At 74.2% G+C, this 26738-nt stretch carries 27 protein-coding genes and 2 pseudogenes; 16 read left to right on the top strand and 13 right to left on the bottom strand.

The window, feature by feature from the left end; genetic code table 11:
* Window positions 1-91: 91 nt before the first annotated feature.
* The 3 genes from HS99_RS18750 to HS99_RS18740 all read right to left on the bottom strand — a co-directional run bounded on the left by HS99_RS18750 (window position 92) and on the right by HS99_RS18740 (window position 2726).
* The gene (locus HS99_RS18750; protein WP_030280536.1) at window positions 92-853 is read right to left on the bottom strand and encodes a (Fe-S)-binding protein; all 762 of its coding nucleotides are present in this window, start codon (window positions 851-853) and stop codon (window positions 92-94) included.
* A 161-nt stretch (window positions 854-1014) separates the two neighbouring features.
* Window positions 1015-2196 (bottom strand): globin domain-containing protein, encoded by a 1182-nt coding sequence (locus HS99_RS18745; protein ID WP_030554780.1) that lies wholly within the window; start codon window positions 2194-2196, stop codon window positions 1015-1017.
* An 86-nt stretch (window positions 2197-2282) separates the two neighbouring features.
* A complete protein-coding gene (locus HS99_RS18740) occupies window positions 2283-2726 on the bottom strand; it encodes an RrF2 family transcriptional regulator (RefSeq protein WP_030280534.1) in 444 nt (147 codons plus the stop codon).
* 307 nt (window positions 2727-3033) lie between these two features.
* Between HS99_RS18740 and HS99_RS18735 the strand changes: the two genes are divergently transcribed.
* The 3 genes from HS99_RS18735 to HS99_RS18725 all read left to right on the top strand — a co-directional run bounded on the left by HS99_RS18735 (window position 3034) and on the right by HS99_RS18725 (window position 6590).
* On the top strand, window positions 3034-4683 hold the full coding sequence (locus HS99_RS18735; RefSeq protein ID WP_078939112.1) for a YVTN family beta-propeller repeat protein: 1650 nt from the start codon (window positions 3034-3036) through the stop codon (window positions 4681-4683).
* A 124-nt stretch (window positions 4684-4807) separates the two neighbouring features.
* Complete coding sequence (locus HS99_RS18730) at window positions 4808-5452, top strand: helix-turn-helix transcriptional regulator (RefSeq protein WP_030280530.1); 645 nt, start codon at window positions 4808-4810, stop codon at window positions 5450-5452.
* 7 nt (window positions 5453-5459) lie between these two features.
* Window positions 5460-6590 (top strand): aminotransferase class I/II-fold pyridoxal phosphate-dependent enzyme, encoded by a 1131-nt coding sequence (locus HS99_RS18725; protein ID WP_030554776.1) that lies wholly within the window; start codon window positions 5460-5462, stop codon window positions 6588-6590.
* 75 nt (window positions 6591-6665) lie between these two features.
* Here HS99_RS18725 and nagB read toward each other — a convergent pair whose 3' ends face one another.
* From nagB to HS99_RS45050, 3 genes are all read right to left on the bottom strand, one after another.
* On the bottom strand, window positions 6666-7448 hold the full coding sequence (gene nagB / locus HS99_RS18720; RefSeq protein WP_030280526.1) for a glucosamine-6-phosphate deaminase: 783 nt from the start codon (window positions 7446-7448) through the stop codon (window positions 6666-6668).
* A 300-nt stretch (window positions 7449-7748) separates the two neighbouring features.
* Complete coding sequence (locus HS99_RS18715; RefSeq protein ID WP_141763758.1) at window positions 7749-8156, bottom strand: hypothetical protein; 408 nt, start codon at window positions 8154-8156, stop codon at window positions 7749-7751.
* Window positions 8157-8327: 171 nt separating this feature from the next.
* Window positions 8328-8474: a hypothetical protein gene (locus tag HS99_RS45050; RefSeq protein WP_157846597.1), complete on the bottom strand. Its 147-nt coding sequence runs from the start codon at window positions 8472-8474 to the stop codon at window positions 8328-8330.
* Between the two features lie 341 nt (window positions 8475-8815).
* Between HS99_RS45050 and HS99_RS18710 the strand changes: the two genes are divergently transcribed.
* The 3 genes and pseudogenes from HS99_RS18710 to HS99_RS18700 all read left to right on the top strand — a co-directional run bounded on the left by HS99_RS18710 (window position 8816) and on the right by HS99_RS18700 (window position 12330).
* Complete coding sequence (locus tag HS99_RS18710; RefSeq protein WP_030554774.1) at window positions 8816-9577, top strand: hypothetical protein; 762 nt, start codon at window positions 8816-8818, stop codon at window positions 9575-9577.
* Window positions 9574-11103 (top strand): serine/threonine-protein kinase, encoded by a 1530-nt coding sequence (locus HS99_RS18705; RefSeq protein ID WP_078867138.1) that lies wholly within the window; start codon window positions 9574-9576, stop codon window positions 11101-11103. The genes HS99_RS18710 and HS99_RS18705 overlap by 4 nt, the downstream gene beginning before the upstream one ends.
* A 122-nt stretch (window positions 11104-11225) precedes the next feature.
* Window positions 11226-12330, top strand: a pseudogene (locus HS99_RS18700) (calcium:cation antiporter).
* 338 nt (window positions 12331-12668) lie between these two features.
* Here HS99_RS18700 and HS99_RS48440 read toward each other — a convergent pair.
* Both HS99_RS48440 and HS99_RS46810 read right to left on the bottom strand, forming a co-directional pair.
* Entirely contained in the window at window positions 12669-12752 is an 84-nt protein-coding gene (locus tag HS99_RS48440) for an LPXTG cell wall anchor domain-containing protein (RefSeq protein WP_370863275.1), read from the bottom strand.
* Window positions 12722-13699, bottom strand: coding sequence for a hypothetical protein (locus HS99_RS46810; RefSeq protein WP_244915992.1), 978 nt, complete (start codon window positions 13697-13699; stop codon window positions 12722-12724). The genes HS99_RS48440 and HS99_RS46810 overlap by 31 nt, the downstream gene beginning before the upstream one ends.
* A gap of 359 nt (window positions 13700-14058) precedes the next feature.
* Between HS99_RS46810 and HS99_RS18680 the strand changes: the two genes are divergently transcribed.
* The 5 genes from HS99_RS18680 (at window position 14059) to HS99_RS18660 (ending at window position 19882) form a co-directional block, all read left to right on the top strand.
* Window positions 14059-15372: a geranylgeranyl reductase family protein gene (locus HS99_RS18680; RefSeq protein ID WP_046386856.1), complete on the top strand. Its 1314-nt coding sequence runs from the start codon at window positions 14059-14061 to the stop codon at window positions 15370-15372.
* Between the two features lie 285 nt (window positions 15373-15657).
* Window positions 15658-17046, top strand: coding sequence for a sialidase family protein (locus tag HS99_RS18675; RefSeq protein ID WP_030557577.1), 1389 nt, complete (start codon window positions 15658-15660; stop codon window positions 17044-17046).
* Between the two features lie 64 nt (window positions 17047-17110).
* A complete protein-coding gene (locus HS99_RS18670) occupies window positions 17111-17707 on the top strand; it encodes a GNAT family N-acetyltransferase (RefSeq protein WP_046386855.1) in 597 nt (198 codons plus the stop codon).
* Between the two features lie 94 nt (window positions 17708-17801).
* Window positions 17802-18437, top strand: coding sequence for a TetR/AcrR family transcriptional regulator (locus HS99_RS18665; RefSeq protein ID WP_030280510.1), 636 nt, complete (start codon window positions 17802-17804; stop codon window positions 18435-18437).
* Window positions 18434-19882 (top strand): MFS transporter, encoded by a 1449-nt coding sequence (locus HS99_RS18660; RefSeq protein WP_046386854.1) that lies wholly within the window; start codon window positions 18434-18436, stop codon window positions 19880-19882. The genes HS99_RS18665 and HS99_RS18660 overlap by 4 nt, the downstream gene beginning before the upstream one ends.
* Window positions 19883-20038: 156 nt before the next feature.
* Here HS99_RS18660 and HS99_RS18655 read toward each other — a convergent pair whose 3' ends face one another.
* Together HS99_RS18655 and HS99_RS18650 are read right to left on the bottom strand one after the other, a co-directional pair.
* Window positions 20039-20428, bottom strand: coding sequence for a VOC family protein (locus HS99_RS18655; RefSeq protein ID WP_030280505.1), 390 nt, complete (start codon window positions 20426-20428; stop codon window positions 20039-20041).
* Complete coding sequence (locus tag HS99_RS18650; protein WP_030557574.1) at window positions 20425-21468, bottom strand: hypothetical protein; 1044 nt, start codon at window positions 21466-21468, stop codon at window positions 20425-20427. Before HS99_RS18650 ends, HS99_RS18655 begins: the two co-directional genes overlap by 4 nt.
* A 195-nt stretch (window positions 21469-21663) precedes the next feature.
* On the opposite strand from HS99_RS18650, the gene HS99_RS42635 reads away from it, so the two are divergent.
* From HS99_RS42635 to HS99_RS18630, 4 genes are all read left to right on the top strand, one after another.
* Window positions 21664-22107 carry an HAD family hydrolase gene (locus HS99_RS42635; RefSeq protein ID WP_050366354.1) on the top strand — a complete coding sequence of 148 codons (444 nt, stop codon included), beginning with the start codon at window positions 21664-21666 and terminating at the stop codon, window positions 22105-22107.
* A 65-nt stretch (window positions 22108-22172) separates the two neighbouring features.
* Window positions 22173-22595 carry a DUF3040 domain-containing protein gene (locus tag HS99_RS42630; protein ID WP_157846529.1) on the top strand — a complete coding sequence of 141 codons (423 nt, stop codon included), beginning with the start codon at window positions 22173-22175 and terminating at the stop codon, window positions 22593-22595.
* A 51-nt stretch (window positions 22596-22646) separates the two neighbouring features.
* Window positions 22647-22943 (top strand): hypothetical protein, encoded by a 297-nt coding sequence (locus HS99_RS18635; protein ID WP_046385690.1) that lies wholly within the window; start codon window positions 22647-22649, stop codon window positions 22941-22943.
* Between the two features lie 3 nt (window positions 22944-22946).
* Window positions 22947-23531, top strand: coding sequence for a type 1 glutamine amidotransferase domain-containing protein (locus HS99_RS18630; protein ID WP_030597067.1), 585 nt, complete (start codon window positions 22947-22949; stop codon window positions 23529-23531).
* 71 nt (window positions 23532-23602) lie between these two features.
* Here HS99_RS18630 and HS99_RS46805 read toward each other — a convergent pair whose 3' ends face one another.
* The 3 genes and pseudogenes from HS99_RS46805 to HS99_RS46795 form a co-directional block, all read right to left on the bottom strand.
* On the bottom strand, window positions 23603-24457 hold the full coding sequence (locus tag HS99_RS46805) for an ATP-dependent DNA ligase (protein ID WP_167344902.1): 855 nt from the start codon (window positions 24455-24457) through the stop codon (window positions 23603-23605).
* 93 nt (window positions 24458-24550) lie between these two features.
* Window positions 24551-25429: pseudogene (gene ligD, locus HS99_RS46800) on the bottom strand (non-homologous end-joining DNA ligase); the annotation flags it as partial.
* Window positions 25430-25516: 87 nt separating this feature from the next.
* Window positions 25517-26011: a helix-turn-helix domain-containing protein gene (locus HS99_RS46795; RefSeq protein ID WP_232543086.1), complete on the bottom strand. Its 495-nt coding sequence runs from the start codon at window positions 26009-26011 to the stop codon at window positions 25517-25519.
* Window positions 26012-26148: 137 nt separating this feature from the next.
* Here HS99_RS46795 and HS99_RS18615 point away from each other — a divergent pair, with 137 nt between their 5' ends.
* Window positions 26149-26583 carry a CBS domain-containing protein gene (locus HS99_RS18615; RefSeq protein WP_030280487.1) on the top strand — a complete coding sequence of 145 codons (435 nt, stop codon included), beginning with the start codon at window positions 26149-26151 and terminating at the stop codon, window positions 26581-26583.
* Window positions 26584-26738: the final 155 nt, after the last annotated feature.

Here is a 26738-nt window from a genome sequence, read left to right as displayed (position 1 = left end):
CTCGCTCCGCTCGGCAAGGGCATTCGCCCACACGCACCTCTCGATGGTTCGCTCGCTCCGCTCGCTCATGTGCCCGCCTCGCTCCGCTCGGTCACGACGGCCTCCAGGGGTGCTCCTCGGTGCTGGCCAGGATCTCCGCGAGGTGCAGCGGCCGCAGCGCGTCACCTCGGCGGCGCAGGGTGCCGCCGAGGTGCAGCAGGCAGGAGTTGTCGGCGCCGCACAGCACCTGGGCTCCGGTGCCGAGGGCGTTGGCGAGCTTGTCCTCGGCCATCGCGGCCGAGACCGCCGCGTTCTTGACGGCGAAGGTCCCGCCGAAGCCGCAGCACTCCTCCGCACCCGGCAGCTCGACCAGCTCCAATCCCTTGACGGCGCGCAGCAGTCGCAGCGGCCGCTCGCCCAGTCCGAGCATTCGCAGGCCGTGGCAGGAAGGGTGGTAGGTGACGGTGTACGGGAAGTGCGCGCCGACGTCCTCGACGCCGAGCACGTCGACCAGGAATTCGGTGAGCTCGATCACCCGGGGCGCCAACGCCGTGGCGGCGTCGGTGAGTTCACCGCCCCGGCCCTCGGTGGCGGCCCGGGCGCCGATCCGCGGGTAGTTGTCCCGGACCATCGCCACGCAGGAGCCGGAGGGTGTCACCACGTGGTCGTACCCGGCGAAGGCGCGGGCGGTCCGCCGCACCAGCGGCTCGCAGGCCCGGCGGTAGCCGGTGTTGTACTGCGGCTGTCCGCAGCAGGTCTGCCCGGCGGGGAAGTCCACCGTCACGCCGAGGCGCTCCAGCAGCCGTACGGTGGCGACCGCCGTGGCGGGGAACAGCGCGTCGTTGACGCAGGTGGCGAACAGCGCGACCCGCAACCCGAGCTCCTCACGTCGAACCGCCGAACTGCTGAACCGCCGAACCGCTGGAACGCCGAGCCGGCCGAACCGCCGGAACGCCGAAACCGGCACGGGCCCGCCCGTGATCGTAACGGGCGGGCCCGTGCCGGTGAAGGAGGCCGCGCGGGAACGCTCGGGGCTCAGGCGCCGGCGCCGAGCCAGAGGTCCGGGCCGAACACCTCGTAGTGGATGTCCGCCGCGGGGACGCCCGCCTCGATCAGCTGGCCGCGCACGGCGCGCAGGAAGGGCAGCGGGCCGCACAGGTAGGCGGTGGTGCCGACGGGGACCTCGACGGTTGACAGGTTGACCAGGCCGGTGCGCTCGGCCGGCCACTCGCCGAGCGGCTGCTCGTAGAAGACGTGGGCGGTGGCGTTGGCCAGCTTGGCGGTCAGCTGCTCCAGGTCCGCGCGGAAGGCGTGGCTGAGCTGGTCGCGGTCGCCGTGCACCGAGATGACCTGCCGGGCGGAGCCGGTGGCGGCCAGGTGGTCGAGCATCGCGGTCATCGGGGTGTTGCCGATGCCGGCGGAGGCGAGCAGCACCGGGCCGTCGCCCTCGGCGAGGAAGATGTCGCCCAGCGGGGGAGCCAGCTCGACGGTGTCGCCGGCGTGCAGGTTGTCGTGCAGGTGGCCGGAGACCTCGCCGTCGCGCTTGACGCTGAAGCGCAGCGCGTTGTCGGCGCCGCCGGACAGGCTGTACTGGCGGATCTGGTGGGCGCCGTCGGCCAGCTCGGTGCGCACCGAGACGTACTGGCCGGGGCGGGAGGCCGGCAGGGAGCCGTCGTCGGCCGGGCGGACCAGGTAGGTGGTGACGGTGTCGGTCTCCTGGTGGCGGGCGACCACGGTGTACGGGCGCCACAGGTCGGTCTGGTCGGTGCCGGCGGCAACCTCGGCGCGCAGCCGCTCCTCGATGGCCATCAGGGCGTTGGCCATCAGCCAGTAGACCTCGTCCCAGGCGGCGGCGACCTCGGGGGTGACGGCTTCGCCGAGGATGTCGACGATCGCGGCGAACAGGTGCTCGTGGACGACCTTGTACTGCTCGTTGTCGATGCCGACCGAGACGTGCTTGTGGGCGATCCGCGCGAGCATCGCGTCCGGGCGCTGGTCGGGGTTGGCGATCAGCGCGGCGGCGAACGCGGCTATCGAACCGGCCAGCGCCTCGCGCTGGGTGCCGTTGGCCTGGTTGCCCCGGTTGAACAGGTCGCGCAGCAGCTCGGGGTGCGCGGCGAACAGCCGGTCGTAGAAGCGCGGGGTGATGTCACCGATCGCGCCGCCCACGACGGGCAGGGTGGCCTCGACGACCTCGGCGGACTTCGCGGACAGCATCAGAGAAGCTCCTGACGGTAGTGAGAACTGGTATCTCAGATTCGCATTAAAGACTGTGGGCGCCGACTGACCCCCGGGGGATGGGGTCAGTCGGCGGGTCTGGCGGTGAGGCCGAGCAGCACCGGACCGGTGGGGGAGGCCACCAGGTCGTCGATGCTGAGCGGGTCGAGCGCCGCGAAGAACGCCTCCTGTGCCGTGCGCAGTGCCCCGCGCAGTCGGCAGGCGGCCCGCAGTGGGCACGGCGGCTCGTCCTCGCAGCCGACCACGTCGCCGATGCCCTCCAGCTCGCGCAGCAGCAGGCCGAGCGAACCGGTCCGCCCGGCGAAGGTGATCATCAGCCCGCCGCCGCGTCCGCGCCGGGCCTCCACCACGCCGAGGTGCTGCAGCCTGCTGACCACCTTCGCGGCGTGGGTGTACGGCACGCCGACCGACTCGGCCACCTCGCGGGTGGTCGGGTTCTCGCCCTCGCCGAGTACGGCGAGTCGCATCGCGATGCGGAGAGCGATGTCGGTGCTCTTGGTCAGCCTCACGAACCGAACGCTAGCGAATGCGACTCTGCGATTCCAATTTCGGGACCTATCCCGGCTGAGACCCTGGTCACGTCACTCATCGCCCCCGGTCGGGTCGGGCCCGCCGGGTCGGCGGGCCGGAGCGGTGGGCCGGGGCGGTGGGCCGGGGCGGTGGGCCCGCTTCGGTGACCGTATCCCGGTCGAATCCGAACAGTTGGCGACATTACCGATCAGCTCCTGACCCGCCATCAGCAGCCGCTCTACGCTTCCCCCGGCTCCGGAGCCACGTCCTGCACCCCGTCCCCCCGCCGACTCCCCTGGAGATTCCGTGAGACCACCCCGTGCACCCCGGCGCGCCTGGACGGCCGTGGCGGCGATATCCGCCGCCACGGCCGCGCTGCTCTCCCAGCCGGTCACCGCCGAGGCCGCCGCGCCCGCGCCGACCGTGACCGCCCATGTGCCGGTGGCGCCCTACCCGGCCGGGCTGGCGCTCACCCCGGACGGCGCCCGGGCCTACGTGACCAGCCAGAGCAGCGGCACGGTCAGCGTCCTGGACACCGCGAGCAAGGTGGTGACCGGCAGCTTCACCGCCGGGACGGGCTCGTACGCGGTCGCCGTCTCGCCCGACGGGCAACGCGCCTACCTGACCCACCACCTCGACAACACGGTCAGCGTCGTGGACACCGCGAGCAACACCGTCACCGCCACCGTCCCGGTCGGTGCCCAGCCCTGGGGCCTGGTCCTCTCGCCGGACGGCAAGCGCGCCTACGTGAGCAACGCCGGGGCCGGCACGGTGAGCGTGCTGGACACTTCGTCCGGCACCGTGACAGCCACTGTCCCGGTCGGCGCCGAGCCGCACGGGCTCGCCGTCTCGCCCGACGGCAAGCGCCTGTACGTGGCGGCCTCCGGCGCCAAGGCGGTGAACGTGGTCGACACCGTGAGCAGCACGGTGAGCGCCACTGTTCAGGTCGGCCACAGCGCCTTCGGCCTGGCGCTCAGCCCCGACGGCAGCCGGCTGTGGGTCGCCGACGGCGACGACACCACGGCCGCCGTGCTCGACACCGGCGCGAACACCCTGCTCGGCACCGTCACCGTCGGCAACGGCCCGTACGCCGTCAGCCTCGCACCGGACGGCTCCACCGCGTACGTCTCCAACTACGGCGACAACACCCTGAGCGTGATCGACGCGGCGAGCCGGAGCGTCACCGCGACGGTGCCGGTCGGCGCCAGCCCGTACACCCTGGCGCTGAGCGCCGACGGCCGGCGCGGCTACCTCGCCGACTTCACCGGCAACGCGGTCGACGTGCTGAACTTCCCGCTGCCGGTGCCCGCCGTCACCGTGATCAGCCCGAACGGCGGCTCCGGGGTGGGCGGCACCACGGTGACCGTCACCGGCACCGACCTGAACGGCGCCACCGGCGTCACCTTCGGCGCGGCCGGCCCGGCCACCTCCTTCAGCTGCACCAGGACCAGCTGCACCGCCACCGCCCCCGCCACCACGGTGACCGGGCCGGTGGACGTCCAGGTCACCACGCCCGGCGGCACCAGTGCCGCCGTCGCCGCCGACCGCTTCACCTACACCGCGCCCAGCGCCCACCTGGTCGTCGCGCTCGCCGCGACCCCGGTCACCGGCCTGTTCGCGAGCCGGGTCGACTACACCGTCACCCTCACCGGCCAGGGCCCGGACCCGGTCACGGCGGCCACCGTCTCCGCCGCCCTACCCGCCGGGCTGACCACCACCTCCGGCGACTGCACCGTCGCCGGGGGCAGGCTCACCTGCACCCTGAGCGCCCCGCTCGCCAAGGGTGCGAGCACCACCCGGCACTTCTCCGTCGGCGGCGCCGGGCTGAACGTGCTCGCCTCCTGGAGCATCACCGTGGCGCGGACGGCCGGTGCCCCCGCCGACCCCTCGCCCGCGACCAGCAAGGACAGTCGTAGCTGCACCTCCGTGCTCGGCCTGCTGATCACCTGCAGCTGAGCGGCTCCAGCTCTCGGAGAGCCCCACCCGGAGCGCCTCCCGGAGGGCCCCGGCCGGACACCCGGCCGGGGTTCTTCCGTAAAGCCTCTGGACGAAGCGTCCGAGCCGGACGTACAGTCCAACCATGCCTGCCGAAACCCCCGACCTTCGCGTGCGGACCTGGTCGCCGGTCTGCCGTGCGGTGGCCCTGCTGCTCGGGCCCTACGCCGAGGTGGTGCTGCACGACACCGCCACCGACCGGGTGCTGGCCATCTGGAACCCGATGACCACCCGCGCCCCAGGCGACCCGTCCCTGCTCGGCGAACTGGACGAGCTCGACCCGTCCGCGCCCGACGTCTACGGGCCGTACGAGAAGCTGCTGCCGGACGGCCGACGGCTCTCCTCGGTCAGCGCGGTGCTGCGGGACGAGGCCGGCCGGGCCTCGGCGGTGCTCTGCGTCAACCTGGACCGTGGCCCGCTGGAGCAGGCCGCCGCCCTGCTGACGAACTTCGCCGCGCCCACCGCCCCGCGCCCCGAGCCGCTGTTCGAACGGGACTGGACGGAACGGATGAACGACGTGATCGGCGGCCACGTCCGCGCTCAGGGCCGCCCGCTGGAACGCTTCACCCGGGAGGACCGGCTCGCCGTACTGCGCGAGCTGGACGAGGCCGGGGTGTTCGCCGTGCGCCGGGCCGTCCCCGCCGTCGCCACCGCGCTGCGGATCTCCCGCTCCACCGCCTATGCCCTGCTCGCCGAGCTCAAGCACCCAGCCGGCCCCAGGAAGGACTGAGAACCAGATGACCCGCCTGCCCGACTTCCGGCTCGAAACCTACTTCACCCGCTGGGAGTTCACCGCCCGCCACCACCTCACCGCCTCCGACTCCCAGACCATGACGATGGCCGAAGTCCTCGCCCTGGCGGGCCCCAAGGACCGCGAGGCCTGGGACAACCTCGCCCTCGGCTACACCGAGACCTTCGGCGACCCCGGCCTGCGACAGGCGATCGCCGGGATGTACGAGCAGGTCGAGGCGGACGACGTGATCTGCTTCGGCGGCGCCCAGGAGGGCATCAACCTCGCCATGCAGGTGCTGCTCGAACCGGGTGACCACGCGGTGGTGCTGACCCCCAACTACCAGTCGGCGGAGACGATTCCGCTCTCGCTCTGCGAGGTCACCGGCGTCGCGCTGGACGAGCGGCAGGACTGGGCGCTCGACCTGGACGCCGTCGAGGCGGCGCTGCGCCCGAACACCAAGGTGCTGTCGGTCAACTTCCCGAACAACCCGACCGGCACGCTGATCCCCGCCGCCGACTTCGCCCGCCTGGCCGGACTCTGCGAGGAGCGTGGCATCCGGCTGTTCTCGGACGAGGTCTACCGCGGCCTGGAACGCGAGCCGGACCGGGCCCTGCCGCAGGCCGCCGACCTCTCCGCGACGGCCCTCTCGCTCAACGTGACGTCCAAGTCCCTCGGCCTGCCCGGCCTGCGGATCGGCTGGATCGCCTGCCGGGACCGCGAGCTGCGCGCCCGCCTGGAGCGGGCCAAGCACTACACCACCATCTGCAACTCGGCGCCCAGCGAGGTGCTGGCCCGGATCGCGATCACCGCCCGCGAGCGGATCCTGGCGCGCAACCGGGGCATCATCGCCGAGAACCTGCCGGTCTTCGACGCCTTCTTCGCCGAGTTCCCCGAGCTCTTCGAATGGCGGGCCCCGCAGGGCGGCTGCGTCGCCTACCCGCGCTACCTCGGCCCGGACGGCGTGGAGGACTTCTGCACCGCCTTGGTCGAACAGGCCGGCGTGCTGCTGATGCCCGCGAGCATGTTCCGCTCCGACCTCACCCCCACCCCCACCGACCGCTTCCGGATCGGCGTCGGCCGCCGCGACCCCGGCCCCGCCCTGGACGCCTTCGCCGACTGGCTGCGCAAGCGTTAGCGCACACCGACGGCCGGGGCGCCGATCACGGCGATCGGCGCCCCGGCCGTCGTGCGCGTGACTGAGACCGTGGGATCAGAGCTTCTGCCAGGCCGGCTTGGCCGCATAGGTGTCGCGGAAGTAGTCGGCGAGCTTGAGGCGGGAGGCGGCGGCCTCGTCGACCACTACGGTGGCGTGCGGGTGGAGCTGCAGCGCCGAGGCGGGGACGGCCGCGGCCAGCGGGCCCTCGACGGCCAGGGCGACGGCCTCGGCCTTGGCCTCGCCGGTGGCCAGCAGGACCAGGTGGCGGGCCTCCAGGATGGTGCCGATGCCCTGGGTGATGACGTGGTGCGGGACCTGGTCGATGCTGTCGAAGAAGCGGGCGTTGTCCACCCGGGTCTGCCGGGTCAGGGTCTTGATCCGGGTCCGGGAGGCGAGCGAGGAGCAGGGCTCGTTGAAGCCGATGTGGCCGTCCGTGCCGATGCCGAGCAGCTGCAGGTCCACGCCGCCGGCCTCGGCCAGCGCGCGGTCGTAGGCGGTGGCGGCCGCGGCGACGTCGGCCGCGTTGCCGTCCGGACCCAGGAAGGAGTCCTCGGTCAGGCCGAGCGGCTCGACGACCTCGCGCAGCACCACCGAGCGGTAGGACTCCGGGTGGCCGGCCGGCAGGCCGACGTACTCGTCCAGCTGGCAGATGCGCGCGCGGGAGGCGTCCAGGCGGCCGTCCCGGACCCGCTCGGCGAGGGACCGGTAGATCGGCAGCGGGGTCGAGCCGGTCGCGACGCCGAGCAGGGCGTCGGGCTTGTCGGTCAGCAGATCGGTGATCGCCGCGGCGATGAGTTCGCCGGCCGCTGAGGCGTCAGGGACGATCACGATTTCCATACTGGGTCCACCGTTCTGAGGCGAGTCTGAGGTCTAGACCTCCGAGGTCTAGACCAGTTTGCCGTGAACGGGGCCCTCCGGTCCACCCGGGACCGGTGCGCGGGCCGGTGCGCGTCGGCGCCGGGCTCGGCCTTCGGCCTGGTGGGGGCTCGGCGGGGTGCGCGCGGGCCCGCCGGGCGGGACGTGCGAGGAGCCGGGGCCTGTGGAAAGGCCCCGGCTCCCTGCGCCCTGTCGTGCGGGCTGCCCTGTCTTACGGATGCCGCTCCACGGGTGAACGGCCGGGGGTCCTGACCGCGGGGATCAGAACGGGTTGGTACAGGTGGTCACCTGCTTGCTGGCGTCCAGCGCCGGGCCGGCGGTGGCGCAGATGATGTGGGGGGCGGGGCCGGTGACCTTCGGGGTGGTGGCCTGGACGGAGCCGACTCGGACGGCGGACGCGCTGGCGACCGTCTCCCACGGGCTGCCCCAGGCCTGCTGGGAGCGCACCTCTACCTGAACCATCGTCAACTGGGTGGGGTCCGCGTTGACCTGGGCTATGCCGACGATGCCGTCACCGTCGACCTGGTGCGTGATGCAGGGGCGGTTGAGCACCGTGGCGCAGGCGACGGTGCCGGCCTCGGACGTCGCCGTGGCGGCCATGGCGGGAGCAGCCGACAGCGCTGCGATCCCTGCCGCCGCCATCGTCACGGCTGCAATCCGAGTGCGCATGATACGAACCTCCTTGGAAATTAAGGGAATCTCACTGGGTGAGATGAGTGTTGCACACATCCTGGGATTCGCATGTGTGCGTTGCGTCACACCCATGGTGACTGTTCAACTACTGGCTGCAATCGTTCGCCGAACGTTCAGCGTACGGACAAGTTGCAGACTGACGGAGGATCAGTCGGCGGGGCGGTGGAACCGTCCGCGCCGGGCCGTCACGCCGCCGTGCGCGGGCGCCGGCGCCGCGGCCCGGTGACCGAAGTCGTCCGAGGTCAGCGCCGGGATCGCCCGGACGGGCTCCTCCGGTTCGGCCTTCTGTTCCAACCCCTCGGCGTGCAAAGGGCCGTGGGCCTTCTTGAACTGTACCCAAGCCCCGGCCGGGCCGCCTGCCGGGCGGACCGGGCGGGGTCCGTGGTGCAGGAGAGGGGGCGAGTTGAACCTGAGGCGTCGCACCTCGTACGCCAACAACACTGTGTTGACCAGACCTTGAACGACCCTTTTACCTGCGGCGGCGGGCGCTCCGCCGTCCGGCCGGGCCGGCTCGGCGGGACAACTCGCCGTCGGCCGACGGGGCTTGGCCGTGTTCCTTCACTCGTCCGGGTGGCGCCTCGCCACCTGGGCGAATCGGACGGATACCATCGAGCCGATCCCACGGAGGTGGCTGCGTGGACACGGTCATCGTGCAACTGCCCGGCCAGGGACCGGATCCGGCCCCCGGCCGGGCGCCCGGACTGCTGCGGATGGGCCCCGGCGAGACCGCGGTGTTCGGACGCGGCGAGCCCGGGCGACCGGCCGCCATCCCGCTGCCCGACCAGGGCGTCTCCCGCCGCGCCGGCGAGGTGGTCGCCGCCGAGGACTACTGGCGGCTGTCCAACTTCAGCACCACCGCCACCTACGTGGTGGAGAACCTCGAAGGCGCCGGGGAGCACATCAAGGTGGCCCCCGGGCGCCTCGGCGCACCCGTCCCGTTCGAGCTCTCCCGCGTCCTGCTCCCCGCCCTGGGCGAGCCCGCCGCCTTCAAGGTCTTCGCCCCCCAGCACGCCTACCTCGACGGCCCCCCGGGCGGCGCCGACGGCGAACGAACCGTCAGCCCCTTCGCACTGGACCCGACCGCCAAGTACTTCCTGGTGCTGCTCGCGCTCTGCGAGCCCCGGCTGCGCTCGCCCTCCACCGCCGCCGTCCCCGGGGCGACCGAGGTGCTGGCCAGGCTGCGCGCCCTGCCCTCCTGCCACGGGCTGACCCGCTCGGCGGTGAACTACCACATCGACTACCTGGTGGGCACGAAACTGCGGCTGCGCGAGCCGTACGAGGAGGGCCCGGCGGGCGGCAAGCGCGAGGAACTGGTCGCGCTGGCCCTGAGGTTCGACCTCGTCCGGGAGGAGCACCTCTCGCTGCTCCCGCCCCGGCGCCCGGTCCACCGGCCGTGAAGCCGCCCGAGCACCGCGGCGCCGCCCCGGACGGCGGATCCTCCGAGAGGCGGCCCGTCGCCGCGGCGTCGCTCTTCGACGTCCCCGACGGCTACCCGCTGGCCGGCTACCGCGCCGGAGCCTTCCTCGGCGCGGGCGCCTGGGGCAGTGTCTACGCCGCCGAGGGCCCGGACGGCACCCCCGCCGCCGTCAAGCTCCTCGGCCCGGCCCGCTCCAGCCCCGGTCAGCGCCGCACCCTGGCCCAGATGGCCGCCCGTGAGCTGCGCTTCAGCAGCCGCGCCGACCACCCGCACCTGATCCGCACCCTCGCCGTGGTCACCGTCGACGACCCCGACCGCCCCGAACTGGACGGCGCCGTCGCCCTGGTGATGGAGCGCGCCGCCCACAGCCTCCAGGACGTCCTGGCCGCCGCCCGCGCCGGAACGGCGGTGCCCGGCGCCGAGCGGATCCTCACCGAGGTCTGCGCCGGACTGACCCACATGCACCGGGCGGGCTGGGTCCACGGGGACCTCAAACCGGCCAACATCCTGCTGATGCCCGACGGCACCGCCAAGATCGCCGACTTCGGCCTCACCGCCGAACTGGAGGGCACCCACGCCTACGCCCCGCCGCTGGGCTCACCGGACCACGTCCCGCCCGAGTGGTGGTCCCAGCGCACCGGGGCGCGCGGGGTCGCGCTGCGCCCCAGCGCCGACGTCTGGGCCTTCGGGGTGATCGCCCACCAGCTGTTCACCGGCGGGCTGCACCCCTTCCTCGGCGCCACTGCCCGGGCCCGGTCACTGGCCGCCCAGGCGTACGCGCGCGGAGCCGCCCCGCTGCGGCTGGACCAGGCGCTGCCGACCCGCTGGCGGCCGGTGGTGGCGGCCTGCCTGGCCGCCGACCGGGAGGAGCGCGCCCGCACCGACCTCGCCGCACTGGTCGCCCGTGCCACCGCCCGCCCGGCCGGGCGCCGACGGGCCGTCCGGGCCGGCGCCGGCGTGCTGGCCTGCGCGGCCGTGCTGCTCGTCCTGACCGGCGGTCCCGAGCCCCGCGCACCCGGCGTCCACCGGGCCGTGCCGCCGCTGCCCGGGGCGATCCCGGCCGGCTCCGACGTCCCGGTGGCCTACCGCGGCATGATCGAGGACGCCGCCCGGCGCTGCCCCGAGCCGGAGATCACCCCGGTCCTGCTGGCTGCGATGCTCAAGGCGGAGAGCGGTTTCGACCCGAACGCGGCCCGCCCGGAGACCGGCGAGTACGGCATCGCGATGTGGACGCCCGCCGTCTTCGAGGCCTGGTCCAAGGCCGCCAACCACGACGGACCGAAGTCCTACCTGGACCCGGGCGACGCGATCGCCGCGATGGGCAACTACGTCTGCTGGCTCGACCAGCAGATAAGGCACCGCGGCTTCACCCGTGACCTGCCCGCCCTGGTCGCAGCCGCGTACCGCACCAGCGACAAGTCGGTGGCGGCCGCCGGGGGAGTCCCGGAACGCGTCCGCCCGCACGTCGACAAGGTGCTCCGCTACCTCGCCGACTACGGAGGGTGACTGAAAAACCGGGAGGAGTTGCACCATATCCGTACGGATCCTGGCGCGGGTGCCCGGGTGCCCGGGTGCCCGGGTGCCCGGGTGCCCGGGTGGCCGGCCTCCGGTCTGGGGTCCTCGGGCGCATGATCAGGAAGCTCCGCGCGGCCTCCGCGCAATGGACCCTCGTCGTCCCGGTGGCGGCGTTCGTCGTCCTCGTCCTGACCTGGCACGAGGACCTGCCCGGCTGGGTGGTCGGCGTGGTCGCGCTGTTCCTGATCGGGGCGGTGCTGGCGGCCGTGCACCACGCCGAGGTCATCGCCCACTGGACCGGGGAGCCGTTCGGTCGCTGGTGCTCGCGGTGGCGGTCACCGTGATCGAGGTCGCGCTGATCGTGACGCTGATGGCCGACGGCGGGGACAAGTCCGCGACCCTCGCCCGGGACACCGTGTTCGCCGCCGTCATGATCACCTGCAACGGGATCACGGGTCTGTCCATCATCGTGGCCGCGCTCAGGTACCGCACCGCTGTCTTCAACGCCGAGGGCACCGGCACGGCGCTCGCCTGCATCGCCACCCTCGCCACGCTCAGCATGGTGCTGCCGACCTTCACCACCAGCACCCCGGGCCCGCAGTTCTCCACCACCCAGCTCGGCTACGCGGCCACCGCCTCGCTCGTGGTGTACGGGCTCTTCGTGACCACCCAGACCCTGCGGCACCGGGACTACTTCCTGCCCGTCACCCCGGAGGGCAGGATCCGCCGGGACGAGGACGACGACCACGTGGGCCCGCCCACCCTCCGGGCCGCCGGGGTCAGCCTGCTGCTGCTCGCCGTCGCGCTGGTGTCGGTCGTGGGACTGGCCAAGGGCGTCTCGCCGACCATCGAGTCCGTGGTGGACGACGCCGGGCTGCCGCACGCGGTGGTCGGCGTGGTGATCGCCATACTGGTGCTGCTGCCGGAGACCATCGCGGCGTTGCGCTCGGCCGTGCGCAACCGGGTGCAGACCAGCCTCAACCTGGCCCTGGGCTCGGCGCTGGCCAGCATCGGCCTGACCATCCGGCGGTCGCGATCGCCTCCATCTGGCTGTCCGGCCCGCTCGTCCTCGGCCTCGCGCCGTCGCACATGGTGCTGCTGACCCTCACGGTCGTGCTCGGCACGCTGACCGTCATCCCGCGCCGGGCGACCCTGCTGCAGGGCGCGCTGCACCTGGGGGTGCTGGCGGAGTTCATGGTGCTGGCGGTGAATCCGTGAGAAGGGTGAACCACTGAGGCCGTGGTGGCCGTGGTGAAGAACGGAAGCCCCTGACACGTCCCCCCGTGCGGTCAGGGGCTTCCGTCGTCTCCGGCCGGGCCCGCTGGGAGGGGCGGGTCACGGCCGGGAGCCCCGGGGCGCGTCCTGCGGATCTTCGCCGGGTGCGCGACAGGATCCGCGGGACGCGCCCGTGGCGCCCGCGCGAGTGCGGGCGGGCGGGGCTCCGGGTGCCGCGGCTCAGACGCGGCCCTGCGGCCTCCGGAGGGCTCAGACCTCCGGAGGCGGCGTCATCGGGTCTCCTGCGGCACCTCAGCGGTGCCGCAGGCTCCTGGGGGTCGTCAGGAGGAGGTGCGGCGACGGCGGGTGTAGACCACCGCGCCCGCGCCGGCGATCAGCAGGGCGGTGCCGGCACCCGCGTACAGCAGGGTGCCGTCGCTGCCGGTGGAGGCCAGCTTCTTGCCGTCCGAGGCGCCCGGGATCGGGGTCGGGACGCTGACCTTGGCCGGCACGACCAGCGGCTGGTCCGGGGTGACCTTGGTGCCGGCGCCGGGGTGCACCGGGACGGTGGCGGTCGGCGGGGTGGACGGGCCGGCGCTCGGGGCGTCGCTGGGCGCGCCGGTCGGGACCTCGGCGGCCGGGGTGGTGGGCGCGGGGGTCTTCGCGGGCTCCGTGGCCGGGTGGTCGGCGCCGGGGTGGTGGGGGCCGGGACGGTGGGCGTCGGGGTGGCGGGCGGCGTGGCCGAGTGCGACGGCGCGGGCGTCTGCGACGGGGTCGGGGTGTGCGAGGGGGTGGGGGTGTGCGAGGGGGTGGGGGTGTGCGAGGGGGTGGTGCTCGGCACGGCGGTCGGGCTGGCCGACGGGGCCTTGGTCGGGGTGCCGGTGGCGGTCGGCTTGCCGGTCGGGGTCTGGCCGCCGCAGTCGACCTTGAAGACCTTCTGCTTGGGGTTGCTGACGTCCGGGTGCTCCGGCAGTTCCCCGTCGACCAGCGGAACGGCCTTCCAGAACAGCTTGTAGTGGCCGTCCGGCAGGTTGATGTCCTCGGTGCGGATGTGGCCCTTGTCGTCGACCGGGAGGTCGCCGTACACGACCGGCTCGGTCATGTCGTCCATGTCGAAGATCGCCCAGAGCACGTCCTGGTTCGGGTCGAAGCCGAAGGAGTCCAGGTAGAAGGTGCAGACCTTGGGCTCGTTGCGCACGTCCTCCTGGCCGGTGGCGGCGTCGTGGATCTTGACGGTGCCGTTGTTGCCGGGGTGGCCCTTGCCGTTGCCGTTGCCACCGGCGGCGGCGTGCGCGACGGGGGCGAGCAGCATCAGGGCGGCGGCGGTCGGGACGGCCACCAGGGAGCGTGCGGCGGTGGAGCGGATGTGCATGCGTGTTCCATCGGGGTGACGGCAGGCCGGGACGAGCCTGTGGGGTGGGAGGGAGCTCTCGGTCGGCCGCCGGGCCGGGGACCGGATTCGTACGACGTGAGGGGCACAAAAGTTCCCGTAGTGGGAAACGCGACGCAAGGGAGGTTTGGCCGAAATGCCACGCTGAGAGCAGTTGGTCCGATTAGTCCCGCGCAACAATCTGATCACCCGATTGTGTTGGACTCGTGCGCGCCGCAGGCGGGACATGCGATGGCCGGTATTGGCCGGTCCGGGGCCGGGCCCGCGTGTCGGGGCGGCCGGCGGAACGCGGGGTTCTCTATCGTCCGTCTGGAACCGATCCGACCCAGGGGGAGTGCTCGATGCCCGGCCCAGACCAGCAGGTGCGACCGGAGCGGCAGCCGACCGCCCCGACCGAGGACAGTGCCGACGTCATCGTGGTCGGCGCCGGCCCGGCCGGCTCCACCGCGGCCTACCACCTCGCCCGCACCGGCCTGGACGTCCTGCTGCTGGAGAAGTCCGCCTTCCCGCGCGAGAAGGTCTGCGGTGACGGCCTCACCCCGCGCACCGTCAAGCAGCTGGTCGACATGGGCATCGACGTCTCCGAGGAGGCGGGCTGGCTGCACCACCGCGGTCTGCGGCTGATCTCCGGGCACCGCTCGATGGAGTTCGACTGGCCCGAGCTCTCGGCCTTCCCCGGCCACGGACTGGTGCGCCGCCGCGCCGACTTCGACGAACTGCTCGCCCGGAAGGCCGCCGCGGCCGGCGCCCGGCTGGTCGAACGGGCCAATGTGGCGGGCCCGTTGACGGACGAGCGGTCCGGGCGGATCACCGGCGTCAGCGTCAAGCTCGGCGAGGAGCGCAGGCCCGTCGAGTACCGGGCCCCGATCGTGGTCGCCGCCGACGGCAACTCCACCCGGCTGTCGGTCGCGATGAAGCGCTACCGGCGCACCGACCGCGCGATGGGCGTGGCCTACCGCACCTACTTCACCACCCCGCGCCACGACGACCGCTATCTGGAGGCCTGGCTCGACCTGCGCGACTCCAACGACCCCGCCCGTCGCCTCCTGCCCGGCTACGCCTGGGTGTTCGGCATGGGCGACGGCACGGCCAACGTCGGCCTCGGCGTCCTCGACACGACCGGCACCGACCTCGACTGGCGCGACCTGCTGCGGCGCTGGTGCGCCGACCTGCCGCCCGGCTACGCCTACACCCCCGAGGCCGTCACCGAGCCGATCCGCGGATCCGCCCTCCCGATGGGCCTCAACCGCCAACCCCACTACGCCGACGGGCTGTTGCTGATCGGCGACGCGGGCGGCACGGTCAGCCCCGGCACCGGCGAGGGCATCGCCTACGCGATGGAATCCGGCCGCTACGCCGCCGAGACGATCGTCCAGGCGCACGCCCGCCGCACCGACCGCGGCCGCGAACTCGCCCTGCGCGCCTACCCGCAGAAGCTGCGCTCCGCCTACGCCGGCTACTTCGCCCTCGGGCGGCTGGCCGCCGACCTGCTCGGCCGCCCCCGGCTGCTCGGCGCCGCGGGCGCCGCCGGACTCGGCCACCCGGCGCTGCTGAAGGTGGCGTTCCGGCTGATGGTGAACCTGACCGAGCCCAACTCCAAGGACGCCCTGGACCGGCTGCTGCACCTGATCGGCCGGGTCGCCCCGGGGCGCTGAGAGCGGCGCAACCGGAGTCCGGCGTTCGGACGGTCGGCCGACCAGACGGGTCCGATCGCCTGGTTCCGATCCCGCCACGCGGGGACAGCGCAAGACCCCTGCGCGGCCTTCCGGGATCTGAACCGGCCGCGCACACGACGTCCGAGCTGTCTCCACAGCTGCGCGGCTTCGCGACCGGCGCCCGGGGGAATCCGTCCGGAGGCGGGTCGCGGCCGTGCTGCTGACGGCCCGCCACTTCCGCGCAAGGTTCCCCCAGGCTCCCTTCCACTCCGAGGAGATCAGCCCGTGCGCGCACGTCCCGGCAGGCTCAGATCCCTGCTCGTCGGCCTCTGTGCCGGAGCCACCGTCATCGCCCTCACCACCGGTCCGGCGCAGGCCGCGCCGGTCGGCACCGCCGTCCCCGCGGGCCCGGCCGCCCGCGCGGACGCCGCCTACGCGATCAGCACCCCGACGAACATCTCGGCCCCCTGCTCCGGGCAGAACGCCGAGACCATACAGGCCGTCGATCCGGCGGTGAACGCCGTCTACGACGCCTGGATGGGCTGCAAGGGCATCGGCTTCGCCGGCTCACGGGACGGCGGCTCCACCTTCGGTTCGCCGCTCACGCTGCCCGGCAGCACCGGACAGAACGGCAGCAGGTCCTGGGACCCCGCGATCACCGTCGCGCCCGACGGTGCGATCTACGTGGCGTTCATGGTCGCCCGCTCCGGCCTGACCTTCCCCGTCGTGGACGTCAGCACCGACCACGGCGCCAGCTTCAAGACCGCCGGCCAGATCACCCCGCCGGACGCGAACAACTGGGGCGACCGGGACTTCGTCACCGCCGGCCCGGACGGGACGCTCTACCTGACCTGGGACTACGGGCCGAGCGCGGCGGCGGTGACCTTCGTCTGCGCGGCGTCCGGCAGTTGCTCCTTCGCCACCGGCGATGTCAACGCGGTGCTGCAGAAGTCCACCGACGGCGGCCGGACCTGGAGCGCGATGTCGCACATCAGCCCCGGCTACCCGAACAGCGGGGCCGACAGCGCGCCCGTCACGGTCGAGGCGGACGGCTCGATCGACGTGCTCTACCAGGGCTACGTCGTCACCGACGTCCCGACCGACAACCTGACCGTCGCCCACACCTACGCGACCCGCTCCACCGACGGCGGCGCGACCTGGTCACCGCCGGTGCGGGTCGGCGGCGGCGCCGGGTCGATGAACAACAGCGAGTGGTGGATCGACGGGAGCGAGGCGCTCGGCCCGGACGGGACGCTGTACGCGACCTGGGACACCCAGGGCTCGAACAGCGACACCGGGTGGCTGTCGTACTCCCAGGACCACGGGGCGACCTGGTCCACCCCGGTGCAGGTGCCCTCCGACACGCTGAACGTCCCGCACGTCATGCAGGTCGTGGCCGGACCGCCCGGGACGGCCTATGTCGGCTGGCTGTCGAGCAGCGACCCGCGCGGCTACGCGCAGTACCTCCGGACCTTCTTGACCACGCGGGGCTGGCTGTCCGCCCCGGTCCGGGTCTCCCGGAACTTCGGTACGAGCACGGTGTGGCCCGGGGACACCTTCGGGTTCTCCGCTCCGGCGCCCGACCGGCTGGTGCTGGCCTGGGGCAGCGCGGTCGCGCCCACGGCCTCGAACGACAGCATCTGGGCCGCGACGGTCGGCGTCGCGCTGCCGTAGGGGCCGCGCCCCGTACCGGATTAATCGCTGGCGGCCGCGGGGGAGACGGGGGTAGGAAGGCGGGGTGACCACCAGTGACCCGGCGACCGACCAGCGTCTCCTCCGTCCCGACGTCCTCGACCTGGGCGACGTCCTGCTCCGGCCATGGGGCCGCGGCCTCGACCTGCCCGGCGGGACCCTCGCCGCCGTGACGGCGGCCGCGGCCGACCCGGAGGTCGCCCGCTGGAATCCGCTGCGCGACGCCACCGACCTCGCGGGCGCCGAGGCCTACCTCGACCGCGCCGATGCCCGCTGGGCCGAGGGCAGCACGGCCTCGTTCGCCATCACCGACGCTGCCGACGGCGCCCTGTGCGGCAACGTCGCCCTGCGCTGGTCCGACCGGGACGAGGGCGTCGCCATGGTCGGCTACTGGCTGCTCACCGCCGCCCGCGGCCGCGGCCTCGCCACCCGGGCCACCACCGCCGTCACCGCCTGGGGCGTCCGCACCGCCGGAGTCCGCCGCATCGAGCTCTACCACGCCGTGGGCAACGAGGCCTCCTGCCGGGTCGCCATCCGGGCCGGCTTCCCGTACGAGGGCACCCTGCGGGCCTCCTTCCGCTACGGCGACGGCCCGTACAACGACGAGCACCTGCACGCGCGGCTGGCGTCCGACCCCGCGTAGCGCGCCGGGTCGAGGAAGCGCGCACGCCCCCGGGCCGTGCGCGCTTCCTCGTGTCCCATTGACGGAGTGAGTACTCACTCCGTAACTTGGAGGCATGGCAGAGAACCCCTCCACCCAGCCCGCCCGGCGCCGTGCGCCGGCCATGGACCCCGAGCAGCGCCGCGCCATGATCGTCGCGGCCGCGCTCCCGCTGGTCGTCGAGTACGGCGCCGCGGTGACCACCGCGAAGATCGCCCGTGCGGCCGGCATCGGCGAGGGCACGATCTTCCGCGTCTTCGCCGACAAGGACGCCCTGCTCGCCGCCTGCCTGGCCGAGGCCCTCCGCCCCGACGACGCCGTCGCCCACCTGGCCGCGATCGAACTCGACCAGCCGCTCGCTGACCGGCTCACCGAGGCGGCCGACGTGCTGAGCGGCCACCTGGCCCGGGTCGGCGCCGTCATCGGAGCCCTCGCCGGAGCCGGGCGCCCGGAACGCGCCGAGCGCCCCGCACCCGCCGAAGCGCGCCGGTCAGCCGACCGCGAAGCCGGCCTGGCCGCACCCCGCGCGGCGCTCGCCGCCCTGTTCGAACCCGATCGCGACCGCCTCCGGCTGGCCCCCGAACGGCTCGCCGGCACCTTCCAGCTGCTGCTGATGTCCACCGGCCGCGCGGGCATGCCCGACCCGCTGTCCACCGGGGAACTCGTCGACCTCTTCCTGCACGGCGCGATCGCCACCACGGGGGAGGCGTGAACCCCTACCAGGACCTCCGGTCCCGCCACCGGACCCTGGCCACCGCGGCGCTGCTCGGTTGCGCCTTCCTCGCCGTGCTCGACGGCACGGTGGTCGGCACCGCACTGCCCCGGATCGCCCAGCAGGTCGGGGGCGGCGGCACCTGGTACGTCTGGCTGGTCACCGCCTACCTGCTGACCTCGTCCGTCAGCGTGCCGGTCTACGGTCGCTTCTCCGACCTCTACGGGCGACGGCGGTTACTCCTCGGCGGGCTCGCCGTCTTCCTGGCCGGCTCGACCGCCTGCGCCCTGGCCACCACCATGCCGGTACTGGTGGCCTCCCGCGCGGTGCAGGGCCTGGGTGCAGGCGCCCTGCTCACCCTCGGCATGGCCCTGATCCGCGACCTCCACCCGCCGTCCCGTCCGCAGGGCCTGATCCGGATGCAGACCGTCCTGGCCGCCATGACGGTCCTCGGCATGATCGGCGGCCCGATCCTCGGCGGCCTCCTCGCCGACCACGCCGGATGGCGCTGGGCGTTCCGGCTCAACCTCCCGCTCGGCCTGGCGGCCTGGCTGCTGATCGCCCTGGTGCTCCCGCAATGCCGCCCCGCCACCGCGCCGACCGACCGGCTCGACACGGCCGGGGTCCTGCTGCTCACCAGCGGACTCGGCCTGGTCCTGATCGGCCTCGGCCTCAAGGGCAACGCCTCCGCCGGGCGGTGGAGCGACCCGGCGGTCGGCGGCTGCCTGCTCGGCGGACTCGCCCTGCTCGCAGTCCTGATCCCGGTCGAACGGCGGGCCGCCGTACCCGTGCTCCCACTGCGGCTGTTCCGCAACCGCACCTACTCGGCGCTGCTGGCCGCCGGATTCCTCTTCCAGGTCGCAGCCATGCCGGTGGGGATCCTCCTGCCGCTGTACTTCCAGCACCGGCGCGGCTACTCCGCCACCGCCTCCGGCCTGCTGCTCCTGCCGCTGCTGATCGGCATGGCGGTCGGCAACCGGCTCACCGCGGCCGCCGTCACGCGCGGACGGCAGGTCCGCTCCGTCCTGCTGACCGGTGCCGCGCTGCTCACCGTCGGCACGGCCGGGCTGCTCACCCTCGGACCGTCAACTCCCGTTCCCCTGACGTCCGTTCTCCTGCTGCTCATCGGGCTGGGCACCGGCCCGGCGATGGGCGGCCTGACCATGGCCACCCAGAGCTGCGTACCGCCCGCCGACATGGGCACCGCCACGGCGGGCTCCGCCCTCGCCAAGCAACTCGGCGGCGCCTTCAGCCTCGCCTGCGCCCAGAGCCTGCTCGCCCGCTCCGACACGGCCATCGGCCTCACCGTCGCCTGGACCGGCATCCCCGCCGCCCTACTGGCCGCCGGCGCACTGCTCCTGGTCCGCGACCTCGCCGTCGCCACGTCCAACAGTCGGGTGGCGGCGCGTGGTTCGCGACCGTCCGAGCAGCGAGGGCGGGTCTGAGCCGGGTGCCGGGCCCATGCTCGCGGCGGCCGTCGGAACAGAGCTGGGTACCCGCGGCGCAGCACGAACTGTGCTCCGCAGCCGAGGAGTTGCCGCAGCTCGCAGCCGGCGGGCGGCCCGGCTGGTTCGTTTGTCCGCTTGGTTCGTTCTGCCGGGCTAGCGGTGGAACTGGGCGAGCTGGATGAGGTTGCCGCAGGTGTCGTCCAGCACGGTGACGGTGACCGGGCCGAGCGCCGTCGGCTCCTGGGTGAAGCGCACGCCGAGCCGGTGCAGACGGTCGTACTCGGCGTGCACGTTGTCCACCGCGAACTGGGCGGCGGGGATGCCGTCCTCGACCAGGGCCGCCTTGTAGGGCTTGACGGCGCGGTGGTTGTCGGGCTCCAGCAGCAGTTCGGTGCCGTCGGGCTGTTCGGGGGAGACCACCGTGAGCCAGCGGTGCTCGCCGAGCGGGACCTCCTCCTTCTTCACGAAGCCCAGCACCTCGGTGTAGAAGCGCAGCGCCTTGTCCTGGTCGTCGACGAACACGGTGGTCAGGTTGATCCTCATGGGGTGCCCTCCGTTGCGGTCCGGGAGTGGTGGCGGCGGTCGCCGAGCCGATCGTAGATCGCGCGCAGCCAGGGCTGCCGGACGGCGGGCAGCCGGGCGAGGCGGTGGCGCAGCAGGCGCCGGTCGGGCTCGAACAGCCGGTTCGGGCGCAGCGGCAGCGGGTCGTCGCGTTCCTCCCCGGCGGGCAGCCGGGTGGTGGGGCGGACGGGCGGGAAGGCGAGGTACGTCCACACCCCGGCGTCCAGCGGGACGGGCACCGTGCCGCCGGAGGGCGGCCGCCAGGCGGCGCCGGTCCACGGGTGGCGGGGGACGAGGGCGATGTCCGGCATCGGGGCGGGGGTGAGCCCGGGCCCGGCCGGGCCCAGGGTGCGGACCGGGGCGCCGGCCGGGAGCAGCCGCTGCAGGGTGCGGCCGAAGGTCTCGGCGAGCAGGCCCGGCGCCACCGCCACCGGCGCGCCGCCGGAGGCCGCCAGGACCTCGGCCAGCGCGGCCCCGACCGCGGCGCTCCACCGGTCGCTCCACCAACCGAGGGGCTCGACGGGCGGCGTGGGGGCAGCCGTCCAGCCGTCCCCGGCCGGCCGGGCCGGTCCCTGGACCGGGAGCCGTCGTACGGCCCGGGGGTACAGCCAGACCGCCTGCCAGCGGTAGCAGTCGTCGATCCGGGCGCCCACCGTCCGCCCGCACCGCTCGCAGGCCAGGTTGGGACCTCCGGCACAGGCGCAGCAGCCGTCGCACCGCTCCGGGATCAGCGCGGTGCCGCGGGTGTCGCCCGGGGCCAGCAGGGCGGCGCCGCCGTCGCCGGACCACAGCCCGTCGACCGGCGCGTACACACCCAGGGCGGCGGCCTCCGCCGGGCTGATAGAGGACCAGGGGCGCCAGGGTCGCTCGGAGGGCTCCGGGTCGAGGGCGAAGGTCCCCGGCTCCAGCAGCGGCGGCAGGTACCGGTCCCCGCCCTCGCGGTGCGCGTGCGGCGGCAGCGCCACCTCCGTCACCGGCGCGGTCAGCTCCGCACCGCACCCCGCGCACCCGAACACCGCCACGCGTTCCCCTCCCGCTCGCCCGCGAACGTCCGGAGTATGGCGGCCCGCGCAGCGCCCGCCAAGCGGGTTTCGCCGGCGCGGGCGCCCGTGCCCCGGCAGGCAGCGCGCCGCGCCGCGCCGTCCTAACCTGGAAGGGCGCGCACGGTGCGTGGCCTGCGGCGGAGGCGCGGAAGCACGGCAGCGGGAGCGGTGACCATGACGGTGATCTCGGCGGCTCTCTTCGGTACCGACTGGCGGCCCCGGCTGCCCGGCGGCGCCGAGTTGCTGCGCGAGTGCGCCGCACGCGGCTGGACGGTCGTGCTGACGGGCCCCCGACCGCCCGGGGTACCCGTCCTGACCGTTGCCGACCCCGGCGGCGAGCCCGTACGGGCCGCCCTGGAGCTGGTGGACGGCGAGCCCCAGCACGCCGTCGCCGTCGCCGGGAGCGTGCGGGAGGTGCTGGCGGCGCGGCGGCTCGGGGTGCCCTGCGTCGCCCTGGAGACCGGCGGGGACGCCGGTTCCGAGCTGCGGGCGGCCGGCGCGGTCGAGGTCCACCGCGACGCCACCGCCCTGCTGGGTGTCCTGGACGACAGCCTGCTCGCCCGTCCCCGGGCCTTCGGGCGCGTGGACGCCGGAACAGGCGCTCCCCGGAGCGGTTGACGCCGCCCCGTACCGGGCAACCGCCCGGATGCGAGCACGTCACCGGAATGTCGGAGGTGACCGAGATGGACGGACCCGCGTTGAGCGGATGGGAGCGGCGGCTCCTGGAGGAGATCGAGTCCGACCTGCGCCAGGACACGCGTCTCGACCGGAAGTTGAGCACGATGGGGGCGAAGCCGCCGAACCGGGTCCTCCGCGCGCTGCACGCCGCCGGGCGCCGGATCTCGGCCGGGGTGCTGCTGACCGTGCTCGTGATGACGTCGATCTGTCTCGGCATCGGGATGCGCACCCCGACCACCGCCGTGCTCGTCGCCCTCGGGGTGGTCTGGGCCGCCTCGGTGGCCGCCTCGGTGGCCGCCACCGAGCTGCTGCGGCGGCGCCGGGGGGCCGGCCGGGCCGAGCCCGCCGGTCCGGCGCGGGAGGAGCGGCGCGAGCGGCGCCCCTGGGACCGGCCCGAGCGCCGCCCCTGGGACCGTCCGGAGGCGTGACATGAATTGCAGGCGCGACGTGACGGGGGACCGAACCACCGCGAGGTGCCCATGAGTACCGACCTGTGGGAGTACCGCCCGGGCTCCCACCCCGCCGCCGACCTCGCCCTGGTCGGGTACGAGGTGCACGCCACCGACGGCCCGCTCGGCCGGGTCGAGCAGGACGGCGGAGACCACCTGATGGTCGACGCCGAGCCCTGGGTGCCGGGCGCCCGGGTGCTCGTTCCGGTCGGCCTGGTCGCCAGGGTCGACCACCTGGACCGCACCGTCCACCTCGACTGCCCCCGCGCCCGGGTCGGCACCGCCCCGCCGCCCGCCGAGGACCTCACCACCCGCCGCCCGCACTGAGCCATGGGCTGGCCGCTGACCACCCTGACCGGCCGGACGATCGCGTTCCTGGTCGCCCCGTACGGCGTCGAGCAGCAGGAACTCACCTCGCCCTGGCAGGCGGTCGCCGAGTCCGGCGGCGTCCCGCGCCTGCTCTCCACCGCCCCCGGTTGGGTCCGGGCCGTCCGGCACCACGAGCCCGGCGACACCTTCGCGGTGGACGGCCCGGTCGCGGAGGCGGACCCGGCCGACTACGACGGGCTGGTGCTGCCCGGCGGCGTCGCCAACCCGGACCAGCTGCGGCTGGACCGGGCGGCGGTCTCCTTCGTGCACGCGTGCTGCGCCTCCGGCCGCCCGGTGGCGGCGATCTGCCACGCCGCGTGGACGCTGATCGAGGCCGACGCCGTCCGCGGCCGCACCCTCACCTCCTGGCCGAGCCTGCGGACGGACCTGGTCAACGCGGGTGCCCGGTGGGTGGACGAGGAGGTGCACGTCTGCCGGGACGGGCCGGGCCCGCTGGTGACCAGCCGCAAGCCGGCGGACCTGCCGGTGTTCGAGGACGCGCTGGTCACCGAGTTCGTTCACGCGGTGGCGAAGCGGCGCACGTGAGGCGCGCACGCATGGTGTGCCCTCAGGCCTGACCCCGGACGAGCTGAACCCGCTCCGGTGGACTCCGTGGGTCAGTCCCCGCGCAACCGGACGAAGGTGGCAGTGGGCGGGCGCCCGGTGAGGGTGAGTTCGGCGCGCAGCGGGCCGGTGAGCGGGTGCACCCGGCCGTGGTCGGGGTCGGTTGCGGGCGGCCCGAGCAACGGCCCGGCGACCTGGGCGACCTCGCGGGCCTGGACGGGGGTGAGCCTGGGGGTGGTGAGGAACACCCGGCCGTCGTCGAGTTGGAGCACCAGCGCGTACGGCCGGGAGGCCGGACCGGTGAGGGCGCGGACGGTGGCGTCCAGGGTGTCGCTGCGCCGGTACTTGACCCAGGCGCGGCCCGCGCCGCGCGCTCGGTAGGGGGAGGCCGCGGCCTTGCAGACCAGGCCCTCCACGCCGGTGTCGGCCAGCTGCTCCACCCACTCCAGCGCCTCCGTCCGGTCCGTGGTGGCCATCACCGGCTGGATCGGCGGCGGGACGTCGGCCAGGGCGGCCAGTAGCAGGCGGCGCCGGTCGGTGAGCGGCAGGCGCCGGACGTCGCGGCCGGGCAGGGCGAGCAGGTCGAAGGCGATCAGCCCGAGCACCACGTCCGCTGCAGCGGCCCGGGCCTGGCGGGTGTGCAGCAGCTCCTCGAAGGCGAACCGCCCGGCCCGCCAGGCGACCAGCTCGGCGTCCAGCACCAGCCCCTCCGGCAGCCGGGCGACGGCGGCGGCGATCGGCGGGAACTCGGGGGCGAGGTCGCGGCCGCTGCGGGACTGCAGGAACGCCGGACGGTCACCGCGGGCGAAGGCGACGCAGCGGAAGCCGTCCAGCTTCAGCTCGTACTGCACGCCGCCCCCGCCCAGCCCGTCGGCGGGCGGCACGGCGGTGACGGCGGCGGGGCGCATCACCTCGACGGGCGGCTGCAGCACCTGCCGGGGCTGCTCCGGGGCCGGCCGGGCGGTGGGTGCGGCGGGCGCCTCCCGGGCCGTGGGTGCGGCGGGCAGCGGCCGGGCCTGCTCGGGGTCCAGCAGCGGCGCGAACAGGTCGCCGTGCGCCGCCAGCCGTCCCGGCAGCTCGGCGAGTGTGAAGACCAGCTCGGTCTCCCCGCTCGCCCGTTCGAGCTCGCCCCAGGACAGCGGGGTGGAGACCGTCGGCAGTGGCCGGGCGCGCAGGGTGTACGGAGCGGCGGTGGTCTTCTTGGCGTTGTTCTGCGACCAGTCGACCAGCACCCGGCCCCGGCGGCGGGCCTTGGCCATGGTGTGCACCACCAGGTCCGGGTGCTCGACCTCCAGCGCGGCGGCCAGCGCCTTCGCGTACCCGGAGACCGTGGCACTGGGCGTCGGCTCGATCGGCACCAGCAGGTGCAGGCCCTTGGAGCCGGAGGTCTTCACCCAGGCCGACAGCCCGTCCGCGGCCAGCCGCTCGCGCAGCAGCAGCGCGACCGCCCGGCAGGTGAGGACGTTCGCGCCCTCGCCCGGATCAAGGTCCAGGACCAGCCGGTCCGCCAGGGCCGGCGCGGCGGCGTGCCACTGCGGGACGTGCAGTTCCAGGCAGCCCAGGTTGGCGACCGCCAGCAGCGCCGCGCCGTCCTCCAGCACCACCTGGCGCAGCTCGCCGCCGGTGCTGGGCACGTCCACCGTGCGCACCCACTCCGGGGTGCCCGGCGGCGGGTTCTTGGCGACGAACACCTCCGCCTCCACACCGTCCGGGCAGCGTAGGAAGGACACCGGGCGGTCGCGCAGATGGGGGAGCAGGACGGTGTGCACGGCGGCGTAGTAGCGCAGCACGTCGCCCTTCAGGGTGCCGACGCGCGGGTAGTACACCTTGTCGAGGTGGGACAGGGCGAGGGTGCGTCCGTCCACCGTCATCTGCGGCATGGGCCGTCTCCGAAGACTCCCGCGGGTGGCCCCCGCAGTCAGTCTGCCCCGGCACGGCCGTCGCCGCCCGCGACCACCGCCCGGGTGTCAGCAGCCCGGGACGGGCCGTGGGGCGCCCGGGTACGTCCCGAAGTACCAGTGGTCGCCCTCCGGGTCGGCGGCGGCGAAGTCACGCGAGCCGTGGTCGGTCCCGTGCAGCCCGGCGGTGACCCGGGCCCCGGCGGCGACGGCCCGGGCGTGAACGCCGTCCGGGTCGGCGGTCACCACGTACGCGCTGAAGCTGCCCGGCAGGGCCGGCCACCCGCCCGGCGCCGTCTGCGCCTGGTCGAAGTAGCCGCGGCGGGGCGCTGGTTCCGCCGGCCGGGGCGGCGGACCGGCCGTGAGCAGGTGTCGGGCCCGGTCGAAGCGGATCACCCGGGCGGCCGTCTTGGGGGTGAGGCCGGTCTCCCGGCGGAACCGGTCCTGGAGGTGCCGGGCGCTCCGACCCGTCTCCCGGGCCAGCTCCGCCACCGGCCGCCGCTGCCGCAGCAGCGCCCGCCCGCGGACGGCCTCGTCGACCGCCTCGGTGGCTCGCGTCGTCACCCGACCGGTATCGGCGCTCGCGGTCGCGGACGGACCCGGGGTCGCCTACCGTGATGGCACGGTCACCCCGCGAGCGGCGCTGTGGACCGCCGCGGGGGAGCACCGTCGGGGGGGGTAACAGCGACGAAGGAGTCCCCGTGACCACTGCCCGAGACATCATGCACACCGGCGCCCAGTGCATCGGCGCCCACCAGACGCTGGACGAAGCCGCGAGGATGATGCGCGACATGCACGTCGGCGCGCTGCCGATCTGCGGCGACGACCAGAAGCTCCACGGCATCATCACCGACCGCGACATCGTGCTGCGCTGTGTCGCCGAGGGCAAGAACCCGGCCGAGATGACCGCCATGGACCTCGCCGGGCACCTGCACTGCGTGCGCGCCGAGGACAGCATGGAAACCGTGCTGAAGAAGATGGAACAGCATCAGATCCGGCGTATCCCGGTGATCGACGGCGAGCGGCTGGTCGGCATGATCAGCGAGGCCGACCTGGCGATGGGCCACCGCGAAGGCCACCGGCTGACGGACGAGCAGATCATCAAGTTCATGGACAGCGTCTACATGAAGCAGTGACACCCGCTCGCCCGCTCCTGAGCGGCCTGTGAACCGGCCCCTGAGCGGCCCGTGAACGGCCCCCGAGCGCAGCCCCGTCCGCCCCCGGTGACCGGCCGGTCCCCCCGTACCGGCCGGGCCTCCCGATGATGGCGGACGGGGCCCTCGCGCGTCTT

The sequence above is a fragment of the Kitasatospora aureofaciens genome (assembly GCF_001188955.3).
Taxonomy (GTDB): Bacteria; Actinomycetota; Actinomycetes; order Streptomycetales; family Streptomycetaceae; genus Kitasatospora; species Kitasatospora aureofaciens.
Note: the sequence above shows the minus strand (reverse complement) of the source record. Positions and strands in the feature narration are given on the sequence as shown.

Bases quoted from the DNA above. Each gene is read 5' to 3' on its own strand.
- HS99_RS18745 (WP_030554780.1), bottom strand. From the start codon at position 2,196: ATGCTGTCCGCGAAGTCCGCCGAGGTCGTCGAGGCCACCCTGCCCGTC.
- HS99_RS18730 (WP_030280530.1), top strand. From the start codon at position 4,808: ATGCCTGCCGAAACCCCCGACCTTCGCGTGCGGACCTGGTCGCCGGTC.
- HS99_RS18725 (WP_030554776.1), top strand. From the start codon at position 5,460: ATGACCCGCCTGCCCGACTTCCGGCTCGAAACCTACTTCACCCGCTGG.
- nagB (WP_030280526.1), bottom strand. From the start codon at position 7,448: ATGGAAATCGTGATCGTCCCTGACGCCTCAGCGGCCGGCGAACTCATC.
- HS99_RS18715 (WP_141763758.1), bottom strand. From the start codon at position 8,156: ATGCGCACTCGGATTGCAGCCGTGACGATGGCGGCGGCAGGGATCGCA.
- HS99_RS46810 (WP_244915992.1), bottom strand. From the start codon at position 13,699: ATGCACATCCGCTCCACCGCCGCACGCTCCCTGGTGGCCGTCCCGACC.
- HS99_RS18680 (WP_046386856.1), top strand. From the start codon at position 14,059: ATGCCCGGCCCAGACCAGCAGGTGCGACCGGAGCGGCAGCCGACCGCC.
- HS99_RS18665 (WP_030280510.1), top strand. From the start codon at position 17,802: ATGGCAGAGAACCCCTCCACCCAGCCCGCCCGGCGCCGTGCGCCGGCC.
- HS99_RS18655 (WP_030280505.1), bottom strand. From the start codon at position 20,428: ATGAGGATCAACCTGACCACCGTGTTCGTCGACGACCAGGACAAGGCG.
- HS99_RS42635 (WP_050366354.1), top strand. From the start codon at position 21,664: ATGACGGTGATCTCGGCGGCTCTCTTCGGTACCGACTGGCGGCCCCGG.
- HS99_RS42630 (WP_157846529.1), top strand. From the start codon at position 22,173: ATGGACGGACCCGCGTTGAGCGGATGGGAGCGGCGGCTCCTGGAGGAG.
- HS99_RS18635 (WP_046385690.1), top strand. From the start codon at position 22,647: ATGAGTACCGACCTGTGGGAGTACCGCCCGGGCTCCCACCCCGCCGCC.
- HS99_RS18630 (WP_030597067.1), top strand. From the start codon at position 22,947: ATGGGCTGGCCGCTGACCACCCTGACCGGCCGGACGATCGCGTTCCTG.
- HS99_RS46805 (WP_167344902.1), bottom strand. From the start codon at position 24,457: ATGCGCCCCGCCGCCGTCACCGCCGTGCCGCCCGCCGACGGGCTGGGC.